Raw genomic sequence first — 26,943 nt, forward strand, 5'->3', positions numbered from 1 at the left:
ACAAGAGGCGCGCAGGGACGGCTCAAACGCGCCATTGACCGGAGCATGCCACACCGCGACCATGGGGCCGCACGCCCGCACGTCGCACGGCTCGACCCCCCACCCCCACAGGAGCATTCATGCGACTTCGCATACGCGGAAAGAGATCAGCGGCCCTCGCGGCCATGCTGGCCCTCGCGGTCGCGGCGCCCCTCAGCGCCAACGCCTCCGACTCCTCGTCGCCCTCGGCCAAGAAGGCGGCCGCCGCCACCGCGGCCGACGAGGACGTCCGCCAGTACTCCATCCCGGGTCCCTCGACCCCCGCCGCCCGCACGGCGGTCGCCGCCACCGGCGTGTCCATCGACGAGGCCGACGACCACGCGGTCGTCGTCACCGCGGACGCCGCCCAGGCCAAGAAGCTGCGGGCCCTCGGGTACAAGCTCAAGGTGCTCCCCGCGCCGCCCGCCCGCACCGACGGCAAGCGCGTCGAGGTACGGGACTTCCCGCCCGCCGACTCCCGCTACCACAACTACGCGGAGATGAACGCGGAGATCGACCAGCGGCTCCAGCAGTACCCGAACCTGATGAGCAAGCGCGTCATCGGCAAGACGCACCAGGGCCGCGACATCGTCGCCATCAAGATCAGCGACAACGTCGGCACGGACGAGAGCGAGCCCGAGGTCCTCTTCACCCACCACCAGCACGCGCGTGAGCACCTCACCGTGGAGATGGCCCTCTACCTGATGCGCGAGCTCGGCGCCGGCTACTCCACCGACGCCCGCGTCAAGAAGGTCGTCGACTCCCGCGAGATCTGGATCGTGCCGGACCTCAACCCCGACGGCGGCGAGTACGACATCGCCAGCGGGTCCTACCGCAGCTGGCGCAAGAACCGTCAGCCCAACGCCGGTTCGAGCAACGTCGGCACCGACATGAACCGCAACTGGAACTTCAAGTGGGGCTGCTGCGGCGGTTCCTCCGGCTCCACCGGATCCGAGACCTACCGCGGCCCGCGCGCCGAGTCGGCCCCCGAGGTCAAGGTCGTCGCGGACTTCGTACGCAGCCGGGTCGTCGGCGGCAAGCAGCAGATCAAGGCCGGCATCGACTTCCACACGTACAGCGAACTGATCCTGTGGCCCTACGGCTACACCACCGCCGACACGGCCCCCGGCCTCACCCAGGACGACCGCGACGCGCACGCGGCGGTCGGCCGCAAGATGGCCGCGAGCAACGGCTACACCCCCGAACAGGCCAGCGACCTCTACATCACCGACGGCTCCATCGACGACTGGCTGTGGGGCAACCAGAAGATCTTCAGCTACACCTTCGAGATGTACCCGCGCTCGGGTGGCGGCGGCTTCTACCCGCCCGACGAGGTCATCGAACGCGAGACGTCGCGGAACCGGGATGCTGTGCTTCAGCTTCTGGAGAACGCGGATTGTATGTATCGGTCTATTGGGAAGGAGCAGCAGTACTGCTCCGGCACGTGAGCCTGTCCGACGTACGACGTGGGGCGTCCGGTTCGGGCGCCCCACGCCCGCGTGGCTTGCCGTCAGGCTCCCCTCGGTGCACCGAGGGCGGGCGGGCCCGCCGGGAGGGGCTTGCTGTCATCGCAGTGGTACACCTGGCGGGTAGCCATGCGAAGGGTTTCTGCGGCCAGTTCGGCGAAGGCTTTGATGTCAGAGCTGTCGGCCGAGAAGTCCTTCCCTGCGTCGACGCTCACCTCTACGATTCCCGTCTCACCGTCGTCTCGGCAGTCGAGCAGGAGTGCTGCGCCATGCTCCGACGCGTATCCGTATGACTCTCCGGCAGAGAGTGACGCATTGCCCGGAGCCTTGGACTCCTTCTTGGCCTGCTTCCTCGCATCGTCGGCCGCCATGATCTCAAGGGAGGGTGCGTTGAAGTGACGGTTGTACTCAACCCTTATCCGCTGCCCCCCGCCGGTGACGGTACAGATCGGAGGCGACTCACCGGGACGGAAGGTCGTTCCGAACGCATTCCCGTTGATGTACTCGAAGTACTCCTTCCCGCTCTTCGGCAGAATCTGGGCGACGGCTTTCGCGGGCAACGATTCATCGCACACCCTGGCAGGAACTGAAACAGCCGTCTCATCAGATGGTGAAAGCTGCCATACGGCAACGCCCACGGAGGCTGCAACCGCGGCTGAAACGGCGCCCCACAAGGTCCTCCTCACCCGGCGCCACCTCCACCTTGCATCTCAATTCTGTAGAAGACCTGAATGTCCTTTTGCGCAGCATCAGCCAGTACAGTTGCCTTACGCTCCGAGTAGCCCTGCTCCAGGGCGGCACGATGGGTTGCGTCAAAGACCGCCTTGCCGGAACTGTCGAGTTGATCGATCAAGAAATCTCTTCTCTCCTGCCCTGCCACAACACTTGAGTCTCGAGTGTATTTCTCAACGACGGACTCACGGGCATCCTCGGCGACCCAACTGATCACATCACCGACGACCGGAAGCCTATTGGCTCCGAGATCAATGACGCGCCCAGCCCACTTGTCAGCGGTGCGAATGCCCTCGTTGAACTCGGCGTCCTGCGCGATTCTGTCGTCGTAGACGGCCTGCGTGCGCGCTTCTGCCATGACTCCCGCAATCTGGCCGCCTGGAGAAACCAGGTTCTTCACGTCCGTCGCGATCATGCCGTCGGACATTCCCTCTCGGTTCCGAAGGGTCTCGTTGACGAGGTCCGTGGTGACGGACTGCTGGGCGTTGAGGATGGCACCGTAGGCGTCGGGGTCCTTCCCGACCGCACCCAGGAAGTCCCGCGGTGTGGAACCTCCCAGGGAGCCGAGGTCCGCGTTGCTTCCGTTGGTCGCGATCCGCCTCTCCCCGTTCATCCCGTCCTGGAAGTCCCGCATGTACTCCGCCGCGATGTTCCCCATGCTGCCCCGCAGCTTCGAGTCCTCCAAGTACTCCGGATTGCTGCCGTAGTAGTCCACAAGACGGTTGACGAAGGACGCGCTGGCGGCCGAGTGGGGCCGGGGTGGGGCGTCGGCGTCGTAGGGGGTGCGGATGGCCGCCGATTCGAGGGCGTGGCCGAGGCTGGTCTCGTACTGGTCGCGGGGGCCACCGCCCACGCCCAACGGTTCGGCGGCGTCGTAGAAGCTGTTGCGGGAGCCGTCCCCGTGGCCGACGAGGTAGTCCCAGTGGCTCTTGGCGTCAGGACCGCTGTGGAAGAACTGGAGGGACGCCTCCGGGTTGTGGCCGAGGGATTCCATGAAGCCGGAGACGGCGTCGCTGGGGGCGTCGCCGGGGAGGTGGTTGAGCTGGTCCGCGGGAGGGCGTGACTCGAACGGGGCGAGGCCCTTCTCGTGGTCCAGGAGTCTGTCGCCGTAGTCCTGGAGGAACTCGGTGTCGAACTTCCCCCGCTGCATCAGGCTCGACATGACGTCGAAGCCGTACGGCGAGGAGCCCGCGCCGGCTCCCGGGGCGGCGGGCAGGCGTTGGCCGCCGGCCTCGATCATGTCCCGCTTCCACGCGTCCATCGCCGGGCTGTCGACCTGTGTGGCCGCGGCCAGCGTGAGGCTCAGGTTCTCCTGTACGCCGCCGAGGATCTCGGCGCGTTCGCGCCCCACCACGCCCATGGTGTCGGCCGGATGGGCGAGGTCGCGCCAGAAACGGAGAGTGCCCTCGGCGCCCATCGCGGTGGCGAAGCGCTCCGCGAAGGCGGGGGTGTCGCGGTACCTGTCGAGGTCCTCGTTGAAGCGCTTGAGCTTCTCGTCGCTCCACCCGGCGACGTCGCCCTTGGCGACCTCCTTGGCCCAGCGGTCGGCGTCCGCGCGGCCCTGAAGGTCCTTCGCGTGCGCGAGGCCGTTCACGCGGACGTCGGAGAAGTCGTGCTTGCCGCGGGCCAGGGCCCGCAGGGCCCGTTCGGCGACCTGGTCCGTCTCGTCCGCCTCCTGGAGGACGCGCGTCGCGTCCCGCATGGTCGCGATCAGGTCCATTTGGGTGGGGGCGCCGTCCTTGGCGGCGTCCCCGGGAGAGCGGGCCTCCGCCCCGCCCTCGGGCGTGATGCGGATGTTGCGCTTCGCGGCGCTGTCCGCCACCCGCTCCATCTCTTGCTTGTGGTGGGTGAACGCCTTGTGCGCGCCCTGCAGGATCGCGAGGACACTCCGAGCCGACGCGACGGCGTCGTCGAACTCGGATGCCGTCCTGACCACGAACGCCTTGCCCACCGTGGCGTTGACGCCCTTCCAGTCGGCCAGCTCCGCCTTGCGCTTGAGCAGGGCCGCGCTGTCGCCGCCGCCCGCGCCGGAGGCCAGCGCGTCCAGACGCCGCGCCATCACCTCCCAGTCGTCCACGGCGGACGCCAGCTTGCCCAGCCTCAGCCCGAGGAGGTCCTGAACGGTCAGCATGCCCTCACCCCGGCTCCGTCCCGCCCCCGTCACTTCATGTACGTGCTGATGACCGACACCGAGACAGACGTGGCGACCTCGTCGTCGTCCTTCTTGTGCTGTGCGCGCGTGAAGTCGAGGTGGTTGGAGATGTGGCCGCACGCGTCGACGAGGGTCCTCGACTTGGAGTTCCAGGCGTCGTGCAGCGTGGTGAGGGCGGAGCCCATGTCGAGTCCTTCGTTGGACAGTTCGACGGCGGCGCCGAACGTCGCCTCGCGCGCGTGGTCGGAGTCCCGCCGGAGGCGATCGCGGAGCCTGTGGGCGAGGCCGCCGAGCCTGCCGAGTTCATCGTCGTGGACGACGAGGTCGGCGGTGGCTGCCGGTCCGGAGGGAGAGTTGGCGGGTGAGTCACCGGTCAACCGGGTACGGTCCGCGTGCCGTTCGGCGGCGCGCGCCTTCAGCTGCTCCCACTCGTCCCACACCATCCCGCGGCCTCCCCCGACGAGCACCTGCGCCACCGGGCGTCGACCGTCACCCGGCGTCGACCCGACGGGCAACTATAGCCACTTCGGACACGTTCAGTGCGCCTCACGTCACCGAACGTGCACCCTTCGGTTGCCCATGACCACGGTCCGCCGCGACGGCGCACCCCCGGCCGACGCGATTCGTCTCTCGCGTGGTCGCGCCAGTCGCCTCTTGTTGCGACTGTCGCTCCCTCGCCCGCAAGACATGCGTTTTTGTGACGCGCCGTCAATCATGAGCAACATCGAGTGCTTTGGCTGGAGTGTGCCCCGAATCGAGCCCAAAGACGGTCAGCTGGCGCCCAGTTGAAGCATTTCGCCGAGGGCGGCGGGCTGCCAGACTCCCGGCATGGGATCGATCTTCGCCTTCCTCGCGGGCGTCAACGCCTACGATCCGCGGCTCGCCAGACCCCTGCGCGGCTGCGTCAACGACGTCACCGCCGCCCGCGAGCTGCTGACCCGGCGCACGAACGGCGCGGCCAGGACCGCCGTGGTGTGCGACGCCGAGGTGACCGTGGCCGTGGTGGAGGACGGCATCCGTCGCTTCCTGGGCGCCGCCGGTCCGGGCGACACGGCGCTGTTCTGGTTCTCCGGGCACGGCACGCACACCCGGGCGACGGGCGCCGACCTGCTCGTCGAGGCGACCGGCCGCAACCAGGCCCTGCTGTGCGCGGACGGGCCGCTGCCCGACAAGCGCCTCGGCGCGCTGCTCGACGCGGTGGCCGCGCGCGGCGCGCATGTCGCCGCCGTCCTGGACTGCTGCTTCTCGGGCGGTGCGACGCGGGAGCCGGAGGGCCTCGTCGCACGGTTCGCGCCGCCGTCCGACGCGGAGCAGTCGTCCGGCGCGGAGCAGTCGTCCGGCGTGGAGCCGCCGTCCGGCCCGGAGCAGTCGTCCGGCATGGGGCTGTCGTCCGACGCGGAGCAGTCACCCCGCACTGAGCAGTCGCCCGCCCCGCAGCCGTCGCACCCGCGCGAGCCGTGGGCGGCCGAAAGCCGCGACGTGCCGGTGCGCGAGGACGCCGGGCAGCACGTGCTGCTCGCCGCCAGTCGGCTCGACCAGCTTTCGTACGAGGGGCGGTTCGGCGGCCGACCGCACGGCGCGTTCACGTACGCGCTCCTCGGCGCGGTCCGGGACGCGGGGCCCGACGTGACGTACCGCAACCTCCTCGCCGCGGCGGACGCGCGAGTCCAGCGCGGCGGCGTCGGCCAGCAGCCGGTGTTGTTCCCGGCGGCTCCGGGGGGCGTCGCGGACCTGCCGTTCCTGGGCGGGGCCGTGGCCCGAACGCCGGGCCCGCATCTGCTGCGGCTCGGCGCGCGCGGGTGGGAGGTCGACTGCGGGACGGGGCACGGGCTGCGGGACGGGGCGGGGGCGGCGGGGACGGAGTTCCGGGTCGTGGGGGACGAAGAGGAAGGGGGTCGTGGAGAGGACGGGGACGCGGTCGAGGGGTGGCCGCAGGCTCGGGTCCAAGCCCAGGCCCAGGCCCAGGTCCAGGCCCACGCCGATTCCCACGCCCACGCCGATTCCCATGCCCAGGCCCAGGTCCAGGCACGAACTCGGGCGCAGGCCCGGGAGCTGCGGGCGCGGGAGGTGTACGCCGACCACACGCTCGTGGACCCGCTGGGGTGGGAGCCGGACGCCGGACGGGTGTACCCGGTGGCCCTCTCGGCGCTGGCCCTCGCGCCCGCCACGGTGAGCTTCGGGACGCCGTCGGGCGGACCGCGCGCGACGGAAGCCGGCAGGCCCCAACACCCCACCTTCAAGGCCGACTTCACGCAGGCCGTGGCGACCTCCGGCCCGGGCAACGGCCCCTCTCCCCTGCTCCGCCTGATCACCACGCCCACCGGCACCGACGCCTCCACCGGCGCGGACGCGGACGCCGACGCGGACGTGAAAGCCGACGCCGACGCCGACGCCGACACGCACGCCGCCCCCGACACACACGCCACCACCACCGCCCCCGCCGACCTCCACTTCCGCGTAGAACCCCGCGACGGCCTCGCCCACATACTCCGGCGCGACGACACCCCCTTCACCGCACCGCTGCCCCTGGCCGGCCCCGGCGACGTACCGCGCCTCGTGGACTGCCTCGCGCACCTCACCCGTTGGCACCAGATCCGCGATCTGGCGCCGCGCCCCTCGGGGCTCGACAACCTGATCCAGGTGGAGATCACACCGTGGGGCGCCCCGCCGGGACAGGCGCTGGTGCCGAACGGCAGCGGTGAGATCGTCTGCTCGTACGGGCCGGAGGGGGCGGAGCCGCGGGAGCCCTGGGTGTCCATCCGGCTGCACAACCGGTCGCCCGGACGCACCCTGTGGTGTCTGCTGCTCGACCTCACCGACAGCTACGGCAGCCACTCCGCGCTGTTCCCGGGCCACTTCATCGGGCCGGGCCGTACCGGGCACGCGCTGGACGGCGAGCCGGTGCAGTTGTCCCTGCCCGCGTCGCGGCCCGCCGTGCCGGGGGCGTCGGCGCGCGACTGGCTGAAGCTCGTCGTCGCCGAGGGCGAGTTGAACACGGTGCCGTTCCACCTGCCCGCGTGGGACGCGGACCGCTCCGGGGCGCGGGACGCCGTCGTCGGCCTCGGCACGGGGGCGCTGCGGCTCGACCCGCCCGAGGCCGCCGTCGGCAGCCGCGACCTCGGCGGCGTCACCTCGGGCTCCCCCGGCCGCTGGACCGCCCGCACGATCAACCTGCGCACCGTCGTGCCCGGCGGCTACTGACCGAGGTGCGTGAACCCCGCCCACGCGCTCAGGTCGTCCGGGTCGACGTGCCGGGCCCGGAACGCCAGGGACGGGGGCAGCGTGGGCGGCAGGACCCGGTCCGGGTCGACCATCCACAGCTGGGCGCGGCGCAGGGCCCGCGCGGGCGGCTCGCCCTCGGCCCTGAGGTAGTGGTGGGCCATGAACATCAGGACCGACGTGGCGTCGTCGGGCACCGGCCAGAGCGAGCCCACGACGGACCGCGCGCCCGCCACCAGGAACGCGGTCGCGAGACTGTACGCCTCGTTGTGGCCGTGTCCGGAGACATGGCTGCGGCAGGCCGCGAGCAGGACGAGGCCGAGCCGTCCCCGGCGGCCCGCGCCCACCGCCTCGGTGAGTTCCTCGGCCGACAACTCGCCGCCGTACAGGCTCAGATGGGAGCTGCGCCGGGCGCTGGGCGTGACGGTGGCGTGGCAGGCGAGGTGCAGGACCGCGCCGTCGTCGCCGCCGTCGCGCGTCAGCCAGGACACCACCTCGCGCGGCGTCCCGGTACCGGTGCCGCCCGCGCCCGCGCGACGCCCGAGGAACTGGCCGCGCGGGTAGAAGACGCGCTGCACGGCGTCCGCCTCCTCGCCCGCGTACCGCAGGTCCCCGGTGGGGTCGCCGACGACCAGGGCGGCGCCCGTGTGCGGGACGACGGTACGGGCGGCCACCTCGCAGAGCAGCCGCGCCGACGCGGCGTAGGAGATCTCCGACTCGGCGAGCGCGTACCGGCGGCGACCGTCGGGCCCTTCGGCCCAGGCCGCGTGCCAGGGTACGAGGCCGAGGGTGCCCATCGGCACGAGCACCAGACGCGGGCCGCGCCCCGCGGGGGTGTCGAAGGAGTCGAGGGTGTCGAGGGTGTCGAACAGGGGCTTGACGGCGGCGTGCCAGGCCCAGGCGCAGAGGCGGTCGAGCTGGGCGCGCAGGGGTGGGGGGCGGTGGGCCGGGGGCGTGCCGGGGACGGGGCCGAGGTCGCGGGCGGGGGTGGTGGCGGGGTCGTGCTCCCGCAGGGGTGGTGGGCGGTGGCCGGGAGCCCCGCCCGGCACCGGGCCGAGGTCGCGGGCGGGCATGGCAGCAGGGTCACGCTCCCCCAGGGGTGGCGGGCGGTGGCCGGGAGCCCCGCCCGGCACCGGACCGACATCGCGAGCAGGCGCGGCAGCGGCATCGCGCTCCCGCAGGGGTGGTGGGCGGTGACCGGGAGCCCCACCCGGCACCGAGCCGACATCGCGAGCAGGCGCGGCGGGAAGGTCGTACCACCGCAGCGGTCCGGGAGACGCGCCCGGAGCCGGGCTCAGGGCGGGGCCCGGAGTCGGGCTGAGGTCGGCGCCCGGAGTCGGGCCCAAGTCGGGGGCGCCCGCAGGGGCGGAGTCACGCGCCCGCAACGGCTCCGGGCGATCACCCGGAGCCTCCTGCGGCACCTGGCCCACGTCGCGGGCAGCCCCATCGGCGGAGTCACGCTCCCCGGACGGCAGCGGACGATCACCCGAAACCACACCCGGCACCGAACCCACGCCACGGACAGCCCCAGCCGCGAAGTCACCCTCCCCCGACAACAGCGGACCACCACCCGAAACCCCACCCGGCACCGGGCCCACGTCGCGGGCGGCCGTGGCGGCGGGGTCGTAGTCCCGCAGCGGTGCCGCGTCCGACGTCAGGAGCGGCAGCGGTACGGCGTGTATGTCGCCGGTCGACGTGACGACGACGGCGGTGCCGCCCGCGCCCTCGGACGCGGGCACGAGATACACCAGCGCGTCCTTGCTGGAGGCGCGCAGGGCGTCGGCGATCTCGGTGGTCGTGGGTGGATTCAGGAGCCGGTCCTGCGGGCCGCCGTCGGCGGTGGTGAGGACCGCGAGGACGCGGCGGCGCAACGAGCTCGGCACGGTGGGCGGCGCCCCCGACGGGTCCGGGGCGGTGTCCGTGGCGGCCGCCCGCCACTCCTCGGCGAGGTCCTGGCGGCCCGCGGCGAGCAGCCGCTCGGGCACGGTGCTCGACGTGGTCGCCGCGTGCAGCACCAGGCCGCGGCAGGCGTCGAGGGCCTGCACCGCGTCGGCCAGGGCGTTGTCGTCAAGGCACCAGGCGGCGACTTCGAGCGCGGCGTAGGTGGCGCTCGCGGCCGCCTGTGCGGCGTGGCCGGTGCCGGACTGGAGGAGCGCCGCCCAGGCGTGGCCGCGCAGGGCGTCGAGTCCGATGCGGCGGGACGACGCGTGGTCGCCGCGGAAGCGGTGGGCACCGGCGAGTGTGAGGCCCGCGTGGGCGTAGAGGCGGTGCTCGGGGCCGCCGCAGCCGCGCAGCACCGTCTCCAGGAAGTCGACGCCGCGCGCGAGGGAGCGGTCGCGGGCGGCGGCGTCGGGCTCCGCCTCGGCGAGGGCGCAGTGGCCCCCTCCGAGAGCCGTGGCGTACCGCAGGCCGTCGTCGCTGCCCTGCGCGGCCAGGTCGTACGCCTCTTGCAGCAGCTCCATGGCTTCCTGGAACGCGGCCGGATCCCGGGCGTCGGAGGCGCGTGCCAGGCGCGCGGCGCCGGTGTCCCCGAGGACCCGGGCCTGGCGGTCGGGCTCCAGGCGCCGGGCCTCGGCGCGCAGCCGGTCCGCGGTGGGCCGGTCGGCCAGGGGCGGTGCGGCCGGAACTCCGAGGGTGCGGGCGAGCTGGTCGCGGGAGTAAAGCAGTTCCTCGAGGACCGTGCCGAGTTCGGCGCGTGCCGGGTGGTCGTGCGCGAGGCCGTCGCGGGCCTCGGCCGCGATGCGGATGTGCCGGTCGGCCGCCGCCACGTCGCCGCGTGCCACGGCCTGCTCTGCGTCCACAGCGGCGAACTTCGCGTCCATGAGGCGGCGGTTGTGCTCGGTGACCTGCGGGCTGTGGCGCACCCGCGCCCACTCGGCCCGGGCGGCGTCCCGGTCGTCGCCGGTCGCGGCGTGCTGCGAGCGGGCGCCGAGGGCCTGGATGTAGCCGATGTCGGCGGCGTGCTGGTGCTGCCTCTCGGCGTCCGTCGCGGCGTCGGCTCCGTCCTCGGAGGCGCCCGGTGCTCCCGTGGGCGGGCGGGCTCCGGCCCGCGTGAAGTGGTCGACGATCTCGTCGAACTGTGCGCCGCGTCCTGCTGCGGCGTCCCGCAGCCGTACGTTGCCGACGGCGGCGTGGGCCTGGCGCTGCCAGTCGGGGTCGTCCGGGCGGAACGCGAGGACGCAAGCGATCAGCGCGTCCTTCTCCTTCGCCCGGTCGAAGAACATCGGCATGTGCGGCAGGTACCTCAGGAGTTCCAGCGCCGCGTCCGCGCGCCGCTCCTCGGACTCCGTGCCGCTCCAGGCCTCGAACCCCCGGTTGAAGCGGGGTATCAGCTCGTCCGCCGCCGTGGCCCCCGCGGACCAGCCGGGCATGCCCTCGACACGACCGCTGTGGTCGATGTAGAGGTCCCCCTCCTCCACGGCGTTCATCAGCCCTTGGACGGCGGCGGATGTCGCCTCGTCGGAGTCCGGGACGAGCCCGCGTTCCTGCAGGAGGAAGCGGGCCCAGCCGGCCATCATCTGCCCGCCCGCGTACACGGTGCGGGACACCCGGTCCTCCTCGGACCTGCCCTCGGCGAGGATCAGGTTCGCGACCTCGGTGACTTCGTGGAGACGGCGGACGTCCTTGTCGTCGTAGTAGCGCGCCTGGAGGAAGACGGCCAGACACAGCGCCGTCCTGGCCACGCTGCCCTCCCGCTCGGGCCGCCATTCGGCGATCGCGCGCCGTATCAGGGCGATGGCCCGTTCGCGTCCCTCGGTGTCGCCGCGGAGCGTCGACTGCTCGTAGAGGAGCTTCCCGAAGCCGTCGAAGTGGGCCGGACCGAGCAGGGCCTCGGTCTCCGGGTCGTCGAGCACGCGGAGCACCTTCTCCTCCACGGCCGCGGCCTGCTGCGGGTCGGGCCAGGTGCTCCAGACCGCGCCGTGGACGTAGGCGGAGCGGATCGTCGCGTCCTTCGCCCAGGGCGGCTCGTCTCCGGGCCGCTGCCGCGCCTCGCTCAGCGCGCGGTCCAACTCCGCCGCGGCCTCTTCGAGCCCGGCGCGGTCGATCGTCCTCGACAGGAGGGTGCCGGACGCGAACGCGAACTCCGTCAGCGCGGCGCCCCGTCCGTACCGCGCCTCCGGGAGGTCGCTGGACGGATGACCCGCTTCGAGGACCGCCCCGTAGTGCGCGACGGCCGCCTCGGCGTCGGCAGCGCCGCCACCGTGCCGGAGCTTGCGCTGGAGGCACAACTGGCCCTGGTTCCGGCGCACTCCGAGGACGACGGCGTCGTCCAGTCCCGCGCAGCGGCCCACTTCCTCGTACCGGCGCAGGGCCTCGTCGAGGAGTTCGAGCCGCGGGTCGGCCTCGTAGCGGAACGCGGTGACGTGGGCGTACGCGGCCCGCCACAGGCTCCAGTCGGCCGAGTCACCGGGTGCCCGGAAGGCCACGTCGAACGCCTCGGCCGCCTGGCTCAGGTCCTCCGGGCGCCAGTCCTCCATGAACGCGAGGAAGCCCAGGAACCCGGCGCGGGCGCACAGTTCGGGCGCGTCCGGGTCGTCGGGGGCCAGGCCGGAGAGCGCGTCGAGGACTTCGTCCCGCTGGGCGCGGAGGCCGTCGGCGGTCGCGGAGGCCGCGGTGTCCTCAGTGGTCTCTGCGGAGCCTTCTGCGGTTTCTGTGGTCTCTGCGGCGTCTTCAGTGGTCACGGGCGGCCTTCACAGGAGTGGGTACGGGCGGCCTTCACGGAACGGGAAGCGCGGGGCGGACCCGCGCACAGGACGGGAAGGAGCGGAAGTCAGGGCGCGATCCGCACGAAGTACGGCTCAAGCAGGGAGTCGAGCCACTCCTGGCCGTCCTTCGTGCCGAAGTCCACGACGCCGTCCTCGACGACCTCGACGGTCCCCGGCGGGCAGCGGTCCCCGAAGAGCACGACCGCCCGTTCGCCGGGTTCCCGCTTGGACGCCCAGACGAGCCCCTGCGCCCAGGGACCGGTATGACCCCGGATCCAGTGCGCCCAGTCACGGGTGTACGCGTACTCGTTCGCCTCGGTGTGCACGAGCCAGCTGTCCTGATGCACGGCGGCGAGGTCCCGCGCGGTGGTCAGGGAGACGACGTCGGTGTCGGCGGCGAGGCGCAGGGTGCTCAGGCGCCGGTGCTCGACGCTCACCCGGGGCAGCAGGCGCGGCCCGCCGGCCGGGTCGAAGGGCAGCGAGCGCAGCAGGGTCTCGCAGACGGCGGCGGCCGTGCCGATGCCCGCGTAGAGGTAGGGGTACGGATCGCAGGACGTGCCGTCGAACCGGCCGCCGCCGTACAGGCAGTGGGAGGGGCGCGGGTTGAAGGCGGCGGCGTCGCGGTGGCCGGAGTGCACGCGGTACAGGGTGGTGCCGCGCGGCAGGGTCGCCTTGGTGGGCGTGCCCTGCGGCCGCTCCGGGGGGCGGTAGTTCGGCACGTCTACCCCTCCTCCATCAACAGCCGGGCGGTGTCGGCGAGTTGGCGGTCCCGGTCGGTGCCGAGGAGCCGGGCGGGGCGGTCGCCGAGCCAGGCGTTGTCCGACAGCCACCAGTCGGCGGCGCCCCACGGGTCCCGGTCGGCGGCGAGGTGGGTGTTGACCTCGATGACGACGGGCCTCGCCGCCCCGGCCGCGGTGAACTGGAACCGGGGCAGGCGTGGCCGGCCGCCCGCGCCGGGGAGCCTGATGAGGCCGGGCTGGTCGGGGGCGCCGCCGAGCCGCGTCAGGGCGTCCGCGTCCCAGGCGGGCGCGGCGAGCAGGCGTTCCCGTACGGGTCCGAGCACCGGCCCGACCATGCGGTGCCCGTCGGTGAGCAGGACGGCGAGGTCCTCGGCCGAGAAGCCCTGGTAGGTGGGGTGCGGTTCGGTGTCGGGGGCGGCGTCGGCGAGGGCGCCCGCGAACCGCCCCTGCGGTCCGGCGCCGCCGAACTCGTCCGGGAGGTGGCGCACAAGGAGCGCGGCGGCTTCCTCGGCCGCGGCCCGCCGTTCGGTCTCGGCCGCGCCCCGGCGGCGTACGACGGCGAGCAGGCCGGTGAGGGTGTCGCGGGGTGGCCCGGCGAGCCGGTCGGCGAGGCGGTCCCAGGCCGCGGCGGTGGCGGCCAGGACGACGTAGGGGTTCACGGTTCTTCCACCTCTCCTCTGCTGGTGGCCCGGGCGCCGCGGTGGGCGCCCGCTGTCCCTGCCCCGGTCATGACCGGCTCTCGCCGGGCCCGAGGCCCCCGCTGCCAGGTCCGAGTCCCTCGCCGCCAGGTCCGAGGCCCTCACCACCGGGTCCGGGTCCCTCGCCGCCGAGTCCGAGGCCCCCACCAGGCCCGGATCCCTCACCGCCGAGTCCAAGGCCCCCACCAGGCCTGGATCCCTCACCGCCGAGTCCAAGGCCCCCACCAGGGCCGGGCCCCTCACCGCCGAGTCCGGCGAGGAGTCGCTCGACGAGGTCGGCGCGGGCGTGCCTGCGCACCACGAAGTGCACGTCGAGTTCGGCGCCGCGGACGAGTTCCGCCTCCACGGCCGCCCACAGCGCGGAGAAGCTCTCCAGCGGCGAGAGGCCGCCACGGCCCGCCCCGAGGAGCGGCAGGCAGATGGAGGTGAGCGGTGGTTCGGCGTGCGCGTTCTCGGCCGCGAGCAGCGCGAGGGCGCGGGCGACGCCGCGGGTCAGGTCGGCGGGCTGGACGTCGTAGTCGTTGGTGCCGGGCCGGGGCACGGCCACGGCCACGTGGTAGATGCGCCGGATGCCCTGTCCGGCGAGCGCTCCCGCCGAGGTGGCGGCGACCGTGCCGGGCAGCGCCTCCCGCCCCGGCGCCGCGTGCCGTGCGGCCCACCGCGCCAACTCGTCGTGGACGCGGTCCTCGACGAGTCCTCCCGACACGTCCCTGCGCGCCCCGGCCCGCCGCAGGGTCGCCGCCACGGACGACTTGTAGGCGGCGGGCAGCGAGAAGTAGGTGTTGGACGGCGAGAGGACGACGTCGACGTCGCGCAGCAGGTCCACCGAGTGGACGTGCACGGTGACGGGGACGGTGCGGTGGGCGAGGCGGACGCGGACGGTGCGGTGGGCGGGCGGGAGGGCCAACCTGCCGACGCCCGGACGCCCCTCGACCACGGCCCCCGAAGCCGCCGCCGCCACTCCCGGTAGGGGCAACGGCTGCGGCGGTGCGGGCGCGGGCGGCGCCGCGATGTCCACGATCCGCTCCGCGACCTGCCCGAGCACCATCAGCTCATGGTGTTTGCGGAAGCGTTCGACGCTGACGCCGTAGACCTGAGCCGCGCGCCTGCGCCGGGAGGAGGCGGGCCAGTCCCGGGTGCCCTGGGCGAGTCCGAGGGTGAACTCGGCGGCCTCCTGGAGCGAGCCGCCGCCGACGGCGGAGACGGCGGTCCGCAGCAGCCGCTCGACGGCCCCGCTGTCCGTCGAGGACGGCGAGGCCGAGGGTAACTCGCGGGCTATGCGGATCAGTTCGGGTGTCTCCAGCTCGCGCAGCCTGAGGAGTCCGGCTCGCCGCACTCTCCTCACCTCCGCGAGAACCGATCCGTGATCGGGTGGGCGGGGAGTGACCGGCATGGCGGCAAGGATCGCATCGCCCCACACCCACCACAAGCCCCGCCCACCCGGCTCCCCCCTCTGCCTTCCATTGCACAGGAGGGGCCGGTCGGGGACGGGTCGCGGCGGGGCGGTTCGGGGTCGGATCCGGGTCGGACGACGGTCCGTCCGCGACCGGCGCGGCCTTTGCCGCGTCCGCTACGTCGCCGGGTACTTGGTGGCCGAGGACACCTGGCAGGAGTAGACGAGGCGGTCGTTGGTGCTGTACGACGCGTGCATCTTGACGGTCCGGTCGCCGCCCGAGGAGACGGTCACCGTGTCGCTCCGGTAGGCGATGGTCCTGCTCGCGACCGCGGAGCTGGGTGACTGGCCGACCTTGAACACCACCGAGAAGGAGTACCGGAACGCCTGGTCGGAAGAGGAGTTCTGGATGTCGACGTCGTAGTTGATCCGCCCGGTGCTGCGCTCGTAGCTGCAGTTCTGGCCGATCACCTCGCCGATGGCGTTCGAGTCGTACGTCGGCTGGCTGCTGCTGCCGGAGCTGAGCCCGCCCGAGCCGCTGGAACCGCCCGAGCTGAGCCCGCCGGAGCCGCTGGAGCCACCGGAGCTGAGGCCGCCGGAGTCGCTGGAGCCGCCCGACGACGTGCCCGGGGAGTCGGGCAGTCCGCTGGGCGACAGCGAAGGGTTCGGCATGGTCGGCATGGTCGGTGGCGCGGGCGCGTCGCCGCCGCCGAAGGCCTTGTCCTCCGGGTCGTCGGTGCAACCGGAGAGCACGGCGACGGCGGCGAGAGCGAGAGCGGCGGCGCCGACGGTGCGACGAACACGCATGTACTGATCCCCCGAGTACTGAATTCTTCCGATAGTTCGCACAGTTCGCATAGTTCGTACAGAGCGCACAGAGCGCATGGATCGGACGGTGCGGACGGTGCGAACACGTGATTGAAAGGCAAAGAGCCCCGGGCAGGCTACCCGGTCGCTCCCGGAAATCCGTGGGAGGCCGCTCCCGTAGCACTCCCGTTGCGCTCCCGTGCCCAACCTGTAGCTCGCCACGGCGGACTCCTCGGCCGTACGGCACCGTCCCGCGTCTCGGACTCCATGACCGCACGGACCCCTTGGTACCTTGACCGCTCCCGCACTCATGTGCAGGGAGCACATCCACCATCGGGGGACCCATGAGCCATCCCTGGCAGCCACAGCCACCGCAGTACGGCCAGCAGCCGCAGTACGGCCAGCCACCGCAGCAGCCGGGATACGGCTATCCGGGCCCGGGCCAGAACACGGGCCCCTACCCGCCCCAGCAGCCGGTGCCGCACGCCTACCCCTACTCACCCGGCTTCCCGCCCCCCGGCGGCGCGCAGCCGGGCAAGGCCTTCTTCCTCGGCCTGCTCATCTCGGCGGGTGTCGGCCTCGCCTACGCGGGCCTGCTGGTCGCGAGCCACGAGGACCTCTCCCGGGTGGGGCTCCAGGCCAGCTATCTGGCCTGTGCCGCGGTGCTCGCGGTGGTCGTGGGCGTGGTGACCGGCCGCACGGGCGGCCGGAGCGCCGGACCGGCCGTCTGGGCCGGCGTCCTGGCCGCGCTCGGCGCGTACCTCGGCGTCACCAACGGCTATGTGTTCACCCTGCTCGACATCGGCGGCACCGACCTGCTGGAGACGATGCTGGACAACGAGCCCACGTCTCCGCACAAGTTCTGGTGGGAGCGCGTCGACGCCGGCATCGCCCTCGCGGGCCTGGCCGTGGCCATGGTCGGCGCCTTCGCCGTGGCCCGCGCGGTCAGCAAGAAGCAGCCGTACTGAGCACGCGGACGGGGATGCGCGGACGGGTCGCCGCGCATCCCCGTTCCCGTACCGCCGGAGACCGGAGGTACGGCTACACGAACAGGCTCACCACCGCCGCCACCGCGAACCCCGCGACCGAGAGCACCGACTCCAGGACCGTCCAGGTCTTCAGGGTGTCGCGCTCGGAGATGCCGAAGTACTTCGCCACGATCCAGAAGCCGCCGTCGTTGACGTGCGAGGCGAAGATCGAGCCCGCGGAGATGGCCATGATGACCAGGGCCGTGAAGGCGTTGGAGTAGTCGCCCTCGGCGAGCAGCGGCGCGACGATGCCCGCCGTGGTGACGATCGCGACCGTCGCCGATCCCTGGGCCACGCGCAGGACCAGGGAGATGAGGTACGCGAGGACGATGACCGGCAGACCCACGTCGTTGAAGGTGTCGGCGAGGGCGCCCGCGACGCCGCTGCCCTTGAGCACGGCGCCGAAGACCCCGCCCGCGCCGACCACGAGCAGGATGTTGCCGACCGGCTTCAGGGACGCCGTGGACACCGTCTCCAGGGACTTGCGGGACCAGCCGCGGCGGATGCCGAGCAGGTAGTACGCCATCAGGAGCGCGATCGTCAGGGCGACGAAGGGGTGGCCGAAGAACTCGATCACGCTGCGGAGCGTGGACGGGTCGAAGGCGATCGAGGAGAACGTCGCGAGCAGGATGAGAAGGAGCGGGGTGCCGATGATCAGGAAGACGGTGCTCAGCGCGACCGGCTCCTCCGTCGGGGTCAGGCCCTGCGCGCGCTGCTCCTCGGCGACGGCCGCCTTCGCCTCCTCGGAGGCCTCCAGCATGTCCTGCGGTACGGGGACGAAGATCCGCTTGCCGATCCAGGCGGCGAACACCCAGGCCGCGAGCACGGCCGGGACGCCGCAGACGATGCCCATGAGGATGACCCAGCCGAGGTCCACCTTCAGCAGCCCCGCGGCCGCCACGGGCCCGGGGTGCGGGGGCAGGAAGGCGTGGGTCATGGACAGGCCCGCGAGCAGCGGCAGGCAGTAGAGCAGGATCGACTTGCCGCTGCGCTTGGCGGCGGCGTACACGATCGGCGCGAGGACGAAGATGCCGACGTCGAAGAAGACCGGGATGCCGAAGATGAGGCCGGTCAGGCCCATGGCCACGGGGGCGCGCTTCTCGCCGAAGAGGTCGAGGAGGCGCTTGGACAGCACCTCGGCGCCGCCGGAGACCTCCAGGATCGCGCCGAGCATGGTGCCGAGGCCGATGATGATCGCGACATGGCCGAGGATGCCGCCCATGCCGGACTCGATGAGGGAGACCGCGTCCGACTTCTGGACGGTGCCGAAGAGTTCGGTGACCGAGAGGCCCGCCGCCAGGCCGACGGCTATGGAGACCGCGAGGAGCGCGACGAACGGCTGGAGCCTGACCTTGATGATCAGGAAGAGGAGCAGCAGGATCCCGAGGGCCGCGACGGTCAGCAGGCCTGCCGTGCCGTCGATCAGGGCCATCAGGCCGCCGGTGTGCGGTGGTGTCTCTGGTGCGGGGGCGGTGGCCGCGAGTGTCGCGGACAGGGGGGAGGACGGGGACATCGTTGACCTCGTAAGTGCATGGGGCTTTCTTGGGCAGGGGGGATCGCGGCGCGGCGCCCCGGATGGGGGTCCCCCCCTGCTCGAGCGAAGCCGAGAGCTTGGGGGAGTGGGGCGCGGCGCCGTGACGACGTGCGGCTTGCGTGCGGGGGGTGGGGTGCGGCGGGAGACGGGGAGGCCGGGTGCGGCCTGCCCCGCTCAGCCGGCGCGGGCGACGGCGGTCAGCCGAGTACGGCCAGCGCGTCGATCTCGATGAGCAGGCCCTTGGGCAGGCCGACGTACACGGTGGTGCGGGCGGACGCCGGGGCCTTGAGGCCCTGCTCCTCGAAGTACTGGTTGTAGATCTCGTTCATCTCCGCGAAGTGGTCCACGTCCGTGAGGTAGACGCGCATCATCATCACGTCGTCCCAGGTGGCGCCGCCCTCTTCGAGGATCGCCTTGACGTTGGCGAAGGTCTGCAGGGTCTGCTCGCGCAGGGTGGGGCCCGCGGGGGTGGGGGCCTTGCCCTCCTCGGCGGGCAGGAAGCCGACCTGGCCCGCGACCTGGAGGATGTTGCCCTTCTTGACGCCGTGCGAGAACTTCGCGGGCGGGGCGGTGTGGGTGGCGGGGGTGATGGCGGTCTTCTCGCTCATGAACTTGCTCTTTCCTTCAGGGGTGTTACGGGTGCTGGGTGCCGAGTGGCGCCGGGCTGACGGAACCCGGGGTTCCCTGGGACTACTTCTCCGGGGCGTGGCCCGAGTACTCCCTGCTGATGGCCTCCGCCGTGCGCCGCACCAGCGGAAGGAGCCGCAGCAGTTCCTCGGCGGTGACCACGACGTTCGGGGCGGACACCGACATGGCGGCGACGACCCGGCCGTCGGCGCCGCGGATGGGGGCGCCGACGCAGTTGATGGACTCCTCGTGGCCGCCGAGGTCGGTGGCCCAGCCCTGTTCGCGCACCTGCGCCAGCTCCTTGAGGAAGGCGGCGGCGTTGGGGGTGGAACGGGACGTGTACGCGGGATAGTCGAGCTTCTCCGCGAAGGCGCGGCGCTCGGCCTCGGGGAAGTCGGAGAGCAGCAGCTTGGCGACGGCGGCGACGGTGATGGCGACGGGCTTGCCGATGCGCGAGTACATGCGGACCGGGTAGCGGCTCTCGACCTTGTCGATGTAGAGGACTTCCTGCTCCTCGTACACGGCGAGGTGGACGGTGTGCCCGCACTTCTCGTTGAGGGCGAGCAGGTGCGGGTGCGCGATCTCGCGGACGTCGAGGTTCTCCACGGCCTCCTGGGCGAGCGCGAAGAGCCGGGCGCCCAGGCGGTAGCGCTGGTCGGACTGGCGGAAGACCAGGCCGTGTTCGTGCAGGGTGCGCAGGAGCCGCAGGGCCGTGGACTTGTGCACGCCGAGGCGGTCGGCGACCTGGCCGAGGTCGGCGGGGCCCTCGGCGAGAAGCGGCAGGATGGACAGGGCGCGGTCGACGGTCTGGCTCATGACGTACGTACCTCCTCGTCGGCCACGGCGGTGGCCCGGGTCGGGTCGGCCGCCGTCCAGCCGGGGCGAAGACGCAGAGTCTCCCAGTCGGCGGGGTCCAGGGCGGCGAGCGTGTCGGCGTGGCCGCGCGACGGCGGGGTCGCGAGGTCACCGGGGACGGTGAGCGCGGCGGCGGCCATCAGGTGGCCGTGGCGCAGGCGGCGCTCGGCGGGCAGGCCGCGCAGGGTCGCGGAGAGGAAACCGGCGGCGAAGGCGTCCCCGGCGCCGACGGGCGCGACGACGTCGACGCGCAGCGCGGGCACGAAGGTGATGGTGTCGCACCCGGTGGCGTGGTCGGCGGCGAAGACCGTCGCGCCGCGGGCGCCCTGCTTGACGACGAGCACGGCGGGCTCGGGGAGCGCCGCCCGGATCGCGGCCGGGCCGCCGGTGACGTCCCAGGCCGCCGCGGCCTCGTCCTCGCCGACGAAGACGAGGTCGGCGCCGCGCGCGAGGTCGAGAAGCACGCCGGCGCCGTCGCCGTCGCGCCAGAGCCCTGGGCGGTGGTTGACGTCGAAGGAGACCAGGGAGCGGCGGCCGGGCTTGCGGTCGCACAGGTCGCGGACGAGGGCGAGGCAGTCGGCGGAGAGGGCGGCGGTGATGCCGGAGAGGTGCAGGACGCGGCCCGACCAGAGGGCGTCGTAGGGCATGTTCGCGGGCGACATCGCGGAGGCGGCGGAGCCCGCGCGGTAGTAGACGACCTCGTGGGCGTCGGTGCCGCGGTCGTCGGCGGTGCGGAAGTAGATGCCGGTGGGGCGGTGCGGGTCGCGGCCGACGGCGGAGGTGTCGACGCCGTAGTGCCCGATCGTCTCGATCAGGTGGTCGCCGAAGCCGTCGGCGCCGACGCGGCCGACCCAGCGGGTGCGGTGGCCCGCGGCGGCCAGGGCGCAGGCGACGTTCGACTCGGCGCCGCCGATGCCGCGCTCGAACGACGGCACGTCGGCGAGCCGTCCCGGGCGCGACGGCAGGAACGTCACCATGGACTCGCCCACCGCCACCACGTCGGTGTCCAGGGAGTTCGTGTCTCCGGCGGCGCCTGCTCGGGTCACGTCGGTGTCAGCCTCTCGCTCGCTTCACTCGCCCGCCGGATCCGTTGACCCGGCGTTGGCTCGGATGTTAGACAGCAGTAAGCGACATACGCAATGAACGTTGCATATTGTGCAACGCCCGCGATGGGGGGCGTTGCGAAGCCACACCGAGGAGCTCGCGCAGCGCCAGGCTGACGGGCCCGAAGAGCCGAGGAGGCGCCCCATGGCCGCCGACAAGCCCGCCCCCGCCGACCGCCGCGCGCACACCGCCCAGCGCCTCGCCGACGAGCGGATCGACCACCGCTTCAAGGCGCTGCCGCCGGACGCCGACGGGCTGACCGTCGGCGAGCTCGCCGCCGAGCGCCGCAACCTCTTCACCGGCGGCTTCACCACCCCCGTGCTCGCCCTGTCCGCCGAGCGCCTGGAGCACAACCTGGCGCTCATGGAGGAGTACGCCACCCGGCACGCCCTCGCCTTCGCGCCGCACGGCAAGACGTCCATGGCCCCCCAGCTCTTCGAGCGCCAACTCGCCCACGGCGCCTGGGGCATCACCCTCGCCGTCCCCCACCAGGTGCGCGTGGCACGCGAGTTCGGCGTCGCCCGGATCTTCCTCGCCAACGAACTCGTCGACGCGGCCGCCCTCGCCTGGCTCGCCGCCGAGCTCGACGCCGACCCCGACTTCCGCTTCGTCTGCTACGTCGACTCGGTACGCGGCGTGGAGTTGATGGACGCCGCCCTCCGCTCGGCGGGCGCGCGCCGCCCCGTCGACGTCGTCGTCGAACTCGCCGCCGGCGACGGTGCCCGCACCGGCGCGCGCACCGAGGCCGACTGCGCCGCCGTCGCCGACGCCGTCGCCGAGGTCGGGACGCTGCGGCTCGTCGGTGTCGCCGGGTACGAAGGGGAGGTGCCGGACGCCACGCCCGAGCGCGTGCACGCCTGGCTGCGGCGGCTCGTCGCGCTCGCCGAGGAGTTCGACGTGGCGGGGCGGTTCAAGTCCGGCGGGCTCGACGAGATCGTCCTCAGTGCCGGGGGGTCCGCGTGGTTCGACGCGGTGGCCGACGAGTTCGCCTCCGTCCCGCGGCTCTCGCTGCCCGTCCTGAAGCTCCTTCGCTCCGGGGCGTACGTCTCCCACGACGACGGGCACTACGCGCACCTCACGCCGTTCAACCGCGTCCCCTCGGAGGGGGCCCTCCAGCCCGCCTTCCGGCTGTGGGCACAGGTCGTCTCGCGGCCCACGTCCGAGCAGGCCTTCGTCAACGCCGGTAAGCGGGACGCCGCGTACGACCTGGATCTGCCCGCCGCGCAGGTCGTCCGGCGGGCCGACGGGACGGAGACCGCCGCCGACGGGGTCACCGTGACCGGGCTCTCCGACCAGCACGGGTGGCTCCGGACCTCCTCCGGCGCGGACCTCGACGTCGGGGACTGGGTCGGGCTCGGGCTCTCCCACCCCTGCACGTCCTTCGACAAGTGGCAGCTGATCCCCCTCGTCGAGGCCGACGGAACGGTCACGGACTACATCCGCACCTACTTCTGACCCCACGTCCGGTGCGGCTGGGCCACCCCTCCCCCAATCGGCGCTCCGCGCCTCGTCCTCAATCGCCGGACGGGCTATCTCCCACCCACCCGCCCCCACCAGTCGTTCGACCCTGGCGGTCGGCACCATCTGCCCGGCCTGTCTGCCTGGGAGAGCCCGCCCGGTCCCTTTCAGCCCGCCTCGGCGAAGTTGTTCTCAGCCCGTCCGGCGTTTGAGGACGAGGCGCGGAGCGCCGATCGGGGGCGGACTGTCCCACGGCAACGGGACACCCACCCCCGGGGTCCAGGGGCGAAGCCCATGGTTTCGGGAAAGGGGTGGGACTGGGGCGCCCCCGCGAGGACGCAACCACCCGCACCAGAAAGGCACCCACACCATGGACCTGGTCATCCGCGGAGCCCGCCTCATCGACGGCACGGGCGACGCCTCGTACAGAGCCGACGTGGCCATAGCAGAGGGCCGCATTACGGAGATCCACCGAGAGGGCACGGGCCCCCGCCCGACCGCACCGGCGGGCACGAGGACGGTGGAGGCCGACGGCCTCGCCCTCGCCCCCGGCTTCATCGACATGCACGCCCACAGCGACCTAGCCCTGCTCCGCGACCCCGACCACAGCGCGAAGGCGGCCCAGGGCGTCACCCTGGAGGTCATCGGCCAGGACGGCCTGTCGTACGCCCCGGTGGACGACCGCACCCTGGCCCAGGTCCGCCAGGCCATCACGGGCTGGAACGGCGGTGCGCCCGGGGACACCTCCATCGACTTCGACTGGCGCTCGGTCGGCGAGTACCTGGACCGCCTGGACGGGGCGCACGGCGGCCGCGGCATCGCGGTGAACGCGGCGTACCTGATCCCGCAGGGCACGGTCCGGATGTACGCGATGGGCTGGGAGGACCGCGAGGCGACGGCGGCCGAGCTGGAGCGGATGAGGGAGCTGGTCGCGCGGGGCATGCGCGAGGGCGCCGTCGGCATGTCGTCGGGCCTGACGTACACCCCGGGCATGTACGCGAAGGACGCCGAACTCACCGAGCTGTGCCGGGTGGTGGCGTCGTACGGCGGCTACTACTGCCCGCACCACCGCAGTTACGGCGCGGGCGCCCTGGAGGCGTACGAGGAGATGGTGGAGCTGACGCGCTCCGCGGACTGCCCCCTCCACCTCGCCCACGCCACCATGAACTTCGGCGTGAACAAGGGAAAGGCACCGGACCTCCTCGCGCTCCTGGACGACGCGCTCGCGGCCGGGGCCGACATCACCCTGGACACGTACCCGTACACGCCCGGCTGCACGACGCTCGTGGCGATGCTGCCGAGCTGGGCGAGCGAGGGCGGCCCCGACGCGATCCTCGCCCGGCTCCAGGACGACGGGACGGCCGCGCGGATCCGCCACCACATGGAGGTCGTCGGCGCGGACGGGTGCCACGGCGTGCCCATCGAGTGGGACACGATCGAGATCTCAGGGGTCTCCGACCCGGGTCTCGCCTCCTGCGTGGGCAAGACGATCCAGCAGTCGGCGGACATGCGCGGCGAGGAGCCCTGGGTGACGGCGCGGCGGCTGCTGATCAACGACCGGCTCGGCTCGACGATCCTCCAGCACGTGGGCCACGAGGAGAACGTCCGGGCGATCATGCGCCATCCGGTGCACACGGGCGGCAGCGACGGCATCCTGCAGGGCTTCAAGCCGCACCCGCGGGCGTACGGCACGTTCCCGCAGTACCTCGGCAAGTACGTGAGGGAGTTGGGGGTGCTGTCCCTGGAGGAGTGCGTCGCGCACCTCACCTCGCGTCCGGCGGCCCGCCTCCGCCTGCCCGACCGGGGCCTCGTCCGCGAGGGCTACCGCGCCGACCTGGTCCTCTTCGACCCGGACACGGTCGCGGCGGGCTCGACGTTCGAGGCTCCGCGCACGCTCCCCGTCGGCATCCCGCACGTTCTGATCGACGGCAGGTTCGTGATCGAGGACGGCCGGCGCACGGACGTCCTCGCGGGACGTGCCGTGCGCCGGACCGGGACCTGATCCCCGGGAGGGTCAGGGCTTGGGCAGCGTGCAGCCCGGACGGTTCAGGTCGATCTTGTTGCCCGCGCCGACGCACGGCACGATCGTGTAGGTCTGCTGGCCGTAGTTGATGCCCTGGCGGACGGTCACCTTGCCGTTCTGGTCGACCTCGCACGGGTTGTTGTCCGTGCAGCGCTCGCCGTTCTCATTGCCGGTGTTGTTGACGGCGACGACCTTGCCGGTCGCGTCGTCGACCACCGGCGAGCCCGAGGTACCGCCGATCGTCTGGCACGCGGAGGTGTAGCGGACCGAGTCCTTCCAGGTCCAGCGCCCCTCCTTCAACTGGTACGCGAAGCCGTCGACGTTGCACTTGTACATCCGCTTCCAGTAGCCGGACACGACCGTGATGGCCTTGCCCTGCGCGGGCCGCGCGGAGTCCAGCTCAAGGGCCTTGATCCCGTACCGGGTCTCGATGTCCTTGTACGTGCTGGTGAGCTGGTAGAGCGAGACGTCCGTGTCGGTCATCGTGCCGTACGCGATCTTGCTGGCGCGCACGGTGCCCGCGTTCCCGCCGCTCGCGTTCAGGAGCGTGAAGCTGCGGGACGAGGCGCGGTCGACGATGACCTGGCCGGGGGCCGGGAAGCCGGTCTCCAGGCAGTGCCCGTTGGACATCACGAGCGCCGGGTCGGTCGGCTGCGACGACGGTACGCGGACGACGGAGCCGGAACAGTTGCTGAGCGCCACGGTGCCGGCGAAGCTCACGGCCTTGGCGGCCGGTGCCTTGACGGCGGCCGCCGTCCGCTTGTCGGACGACGGCGCGTCATTGCTGACGGCCGCCGCGGGCACGCTCGCGGCACCGAGGAGTACGGCGGCGAGCGCGGTTCCGACGAGAGGCTTGTTCATGTGGGGGTCCCCTCTGAATGACTGCACGACCGAGAGCCTCTTGAGCCCTCAGGTTTGTCATGCGCATTGTTGGGTCCCGCCGACGCCACCACAAGACCGCGTACAGCCAAGTCCGACGCCAGAGATGTATGGCCAGGGGCGCGGGGAACTGCGCGAGCAACCCGAACGAACCCGCACCCGACAACGGGCACAGGTGACCGAGCTCTCCCCACCCAAGGCGCCCCCGCCCGATACCCTCGGGGGATGCAGGTGATCCAGTCGACCAAGCTCGCCAACGTCTGTTACGAGATCCGGGGCCCGGTGCTCGAGGAGGCGATGCGCCTGGAAGCCGCAGGCCACCGCATCCTCAAGCTCAACACCGGCAACCCCGCGGCCTTCGGCTTCGAGTGCCCGCCGGAGATCCTTGAGGACATCCTCCGCAACGTCGGCGACGCCCACGGGTACGGCGACGCGAAGGGCCTGCTGGCGGCGCGCCGCGCCGTGGTGATGCACAACCAGACGCTCGGCATCGAGACCGACGTCGAGCACGTCTTCATCGGCAACGGCGTCTCCGAGCTGATCGTGATGGCCATGCAGGGCCTGCTCGACGACGGCGACGAGGTCCTGGTCCCGGCACCCGACTACCCCCTGTGGACCGCCGCGGTCTCCCTCTCCGGCGGCACCGCCGTGCACTACCGCTGCGACGAGCAGGCCGACTGGATGCCCGACCTCGCCGACATCGAGCGCAAGATCACCGACCGCACCAAGGCGATGGTGATCATCAACCCGAACAACCCGACCGGGGCGGTCTACGACGAGGCGATGGTCCGCGCCCTCACCGACATCGCGCGCCGCCACAACCTCCTGGTCTGCTCGGACGAGATCTACGACAAGATCCTGTACGACGGCGCCACGCACACGCCGACCGCCGCGGTCGCCCCGGACCTCCTGACGCTCACGTTCAACGGCATGTCGAAGGCGTACCGCGTGGCCGGATACCGCGTCGGCTGGATGTCGGTCTCCGGACCGAAGGCCCACGCCGCCTCGTACATCGAGGGCCTGACGATCCTGGCGAACATGCGCCTGTGCGCGAACATGCCGGGCCAGCACGGCGTGGTCGCCGCGCTCAGCGGCAGGCAGACCATCAACGACCTGGTGCTCCCGGGCGGACGCCTGCTCGAACAGCGCGACACGGCGTACGACCTGCTGACCCAGATCCCGGGCGTGACCTGCGTGAAGCCGAAGGGGTCGCTGTACCTCTTCCCGCGGCTCGACCCGAAGGTCTTCAAGGTCAAGGACGACCGTCAGCTCGTCCTCGACCTGCTCCGCGCCGAGAAGATCATGGTCGTCCACGGCACCGGCTTCAACTGGCCCGAGCCCGACCACTTCCGCGTGGTGACGCTGCCGACGGCGCCGGACCTGGCGGACGCGGTGACCCGGATCGGCAGCTTCCTGGACGGCTACAGCCAGCCGTAGCCCCGCTCGCGGCCGGGCGCGCCCCCGCTTTCCAGGATCGACTCAACTTTAGACAGAATCTAAGCTA

General features: G+C 72.4%; 19 protein-coding genes. 6 read left to right on the forward strand and 13 right to left on the reverse strand.

Annotation, left to right across the window (positions count from 1 at the left end; all coding sequences use genetic code 11):
- Nucleotides 1-119 precede the first annotated feature (119 nt).
- The gene (locus tag ACFVHO_RS25115) at nt 120-1,466 is read left to right on the forward strand and encodes a M14 family metallopeptidase (protein ID WP_385718704.1); all 1,347 of its coding nucleotides are present in this window, start codon (nt 120-122) and stop codon (nt 1,464-1,466) included.
- Between the two features lie 62 nt (nt 1,467-1,528).
- Here ACFVHO_RS25115 and ACFVHO_RS25120 read toward each other — a convergent pair whose 3' ends face one another.
- The 3 genes from ACFVHO_RS25120 to ACFVHO_RS25130 are packed head-to-tail and all read right to left on the reverse strand — an operon-like array spanning nt 1,529 to nt 4,811.
- A complete protein-coding gene (locus tag ACFVHO_RS25120) occupies nt 1,529-2,170 on the reverse strand; it encodes a hypothetical protein (protein WP_385718707.1) in 642 nt (213 codons plus the stop codon).
- A complete protein-coding gene (locus ACFVHO_RS25125) occupies nt 2,167-4,347 on the reverse strand; it encodes a hypothetical protein (RefSeq protein ID WP_385718710.1) in 2,181 nt (726 codons plus the stop codon). Before ACFVHO_RS25125 ends, ACFVHO_RS25120 begins: the two co-directional genes overlap by 4 nt.
- A gap of 29 nt (nt 4,348-4,376) precedes the next feature.
- Nucleotides 4,377-4,811, reverse strand: a complete 435-nt coding sequence (locus ACFVHO_RS25130; protein ID WP_385718713.1) for a hypothetical protein — start codon at nt 4,809-4,811, stop codon at nt 4,377-4,379.
- A 385-nt stretch (nt 4,812-5,196) separates the two neighbouring features.
- Between ACFVHO_RS25130 and ACFVHO_RS25135 the strand changes: the two genes are divergently transcribed.
- Nucleotides 5,197-7,569: a caspase domain-containing protein gene (locus tag ACFVHO_RS25135; protein WP_385718716.1), complete on the forward strand. Its 2,373-nt coding sequence runs from the start codon at nt 5,197-5,199 to the stop codon at nt 7,567-7,569.
- On the opposite strand, the gene ACFVHO_RS25140 is transcribed toward ACFVHO_RS25135, so the two are convergent.
- From ACFVHO_RS25140 to ACFVHO_RS25160, 5 genes are all read right to left on the reverse strand, one after another.
- Nucleotides 7,563-12,269, reverse strand: a complete 4,707-nt coding sequence (locus ACFVHO_RS25140) for a CHAT domain-containing protein (protein ID WP_385718718.1) — start codon at nt 12,267-12,269, stop codon at nt 7,563-7,565. The two genes, ACFVHO_RS25135 and ACFVHO_RS25140, sit on opposite strands and share 7 nt — an antisense overlap.
- 89 nt (nt 12,270-12,358) lie before the next feature.
- Nucleotides 12,359-13,012 (reverse strand): RES family NAD+ phosphorylase, encoded by a 654-nt coding sequence (locus ACFVHO_RS25145; RefSeq protein WP_385718721.1) that lies wholly within the window; start codon nt 13,010-13,012, stop codon nt 12,359-12,361.
- Between the two features lie 2 nt (nt 13,013-13,014).
- Nucleotides 13,015-13,692 carry a hypothetical protein gene (locus ACFVHO_RS25150; RefSeq protein ID WP_385718724.1) on the reverse strand — a complete coding sequence of 226 codons (678 nt, stop codon included), beginning with the start codon at nt 13,690-13,692 and terminating at the stop codon, nt 13,015-13,017.
- A 67-nt stretch (nt 13,693-13,759) separates the two neighbouring features.
- Complete coding sequence (locus tag ACFVHO_RS25155) at nt 13,760-15,124, reverse strand: hypothetical protein (protein WP_385718727.1); 1,365 nt, start codon at nt 15,122-15,124, stop codon at nt 13,760-13,762.
- A 177-nt stretch (nt 15,125-15,301) separates the two neighbouring features.
- Entirely contained in the window at nt 15,302-15,931 is a 630-nt protein-coding gene (locus ACFVHO_RS25160) for a hypothetical protein (protein WP_385718729.1), read from the reverse strand.
- A gap of 344 nt (nt 15,932-16,275) precedes the next feature.
- Here ACFVHO_RS25160 and ACFVHO_RS25165 point away from each other — a divergent pair, with 344 nt between their 5' ends.
- Complete coding sequence (locus tag ACFVHO_RS25165) at nt 16,276-16,899, forward strand: hypothetical protein (protein ID WP_385718732.1); 624 nt, start codon at nt 16,276-16,278, stop codon at nt 16,897-16,899.
- Nucleotides 16,900-16,972: 73 nt separating this feature from the next.
- On the opposite strand, the gene ACFVHO_RS25170 is transcribed toward ACFVHO_RS25165, so the two are convergent.
- The 4 genes from ACFVHO_RS25170 to ACFVHO_RS25185 form a co-directional block, all read right to left on the reverse strand.
- Nucleotides 16,973-18,472 carry a GntP family permease gene (locus ACFVHO_RS25170; RefSeq protein WP_385718734.1) on the reverse strand — a complete coding sequence of 500 codons (1,500 nt, stop codon included), beginning with the start codon at nt 18,470-18,472 and terminating at the stop codon, nt 16,973-16,975.
- 218 nt (nt 18,473-18,690) lie between these two features.
- Nucleotides 18,691-19,101 carry a RidA family protein gene (locus ACFVHO_RS25175; protein ID WP_030357976.1) on the reverse strand — a complete coding sequence of 137 codons (411 nt, stop codon included), beginning with the start codon at nt 19,099-19,101 and terminating at the stop codon, nt 18,691-18,693.
- 82 nt (nt 19,102-19,183) lie between these two features.
- Nucleotides 19,184-19,936, reverse strand: a complete 753-nt coding sequence (locus tag ACFVHO_RS25180; protein WP_289946440.1) for an IclR family transcriptional regulator — start codon at nt 19,934-19,936, stop codon at nt 19,184-19,186.
- Complete coding sequence (locus ACFVHO_RS25185) at nt 19,933-21,021, reverse strand: sugar kinase (RefSeq protein WP_385718739.1); 1,089 nt, start codon at nt 21,019-21,021, stop codon at nt 19,933-19,935. Before ACFVHO_RS25185 ends, ACFVHO_RS25180 begins: the two co-directional genes overlap by 4 nt.
- A gap of 202 nt (nt 21,022-21,223) precedes the next feature.
- Between ACFVHO_RS25185 and ACFVHO_RS25190 the strand changes: the two genes are divergently transcribed.
- Complete coding sequence (locus ACFVHO_RS25190; protein ID WP_385718742.1) at nt 21,224-22,534, forward strand: alanine racemase; 1,311 nt, start codon at nt 21,224-21,226, stop codon at nt 22,532-22,534.
- 373 nt (nt 22,535-22,907) lie between these two features.
- The gene (locus tag ACFVHO_RS25195; protein ID WP_385718745.1) at nt 22,908-24,539 is read left to right on the forward strand and encodes an amidohydrolase family protein; all 1,632 of its coding nucleotides are present in this window, start codon (nt 22,908-22,910) and stop codon (nt 24,537-24,539) included.
- Nucleotides 24,540-24,551: 12 nt separating this feature from the next.
- Here the strand turns inward: ACFVHO_RS25195 and ACFVHO_RS25200 are convergent, their stop codons facing one another.
- Nucleotides 24,552-25,421 (reverse strand): serine protease, encoded by an 870-nt coding sequence (locus ACFVHO_RS25200; protein WP_385718748.1) that lies wholly within the window; start codon nt 25,419-25,421, stop codon nt 24,552-24,554.
- 243 nt (nt 25,422-25,664) lie between these two features.
- On the opposite strand from ACFVHO_RS25200, the gene ACFVHO_RS25205 reads away from it, so the two are divergent.
- On the forward strand, nt 25,665-26,876 hold the full coding sequence (locus ACFVHO_RS25205; protein WP_385718751.1) for a pyridoxal phosphate-dependent aminotransferase: 1,212 nt from the start codon (nt 25,665-25,667) through the stop codon (nt 26,874-26,876).
- Nucleotides 26,877-26,943 lie beyond the last annotated feature (67 nt).

Origin of the sequence: Streptomyces sp. NPDC127108, assembly GCF_042677545.1 — a bacterium.
Classification (GTDB): Bacteria; Actinomycetota; Actinomycetes; order Streptomycetales; family Streptomycetaceae; genus Streptomyces.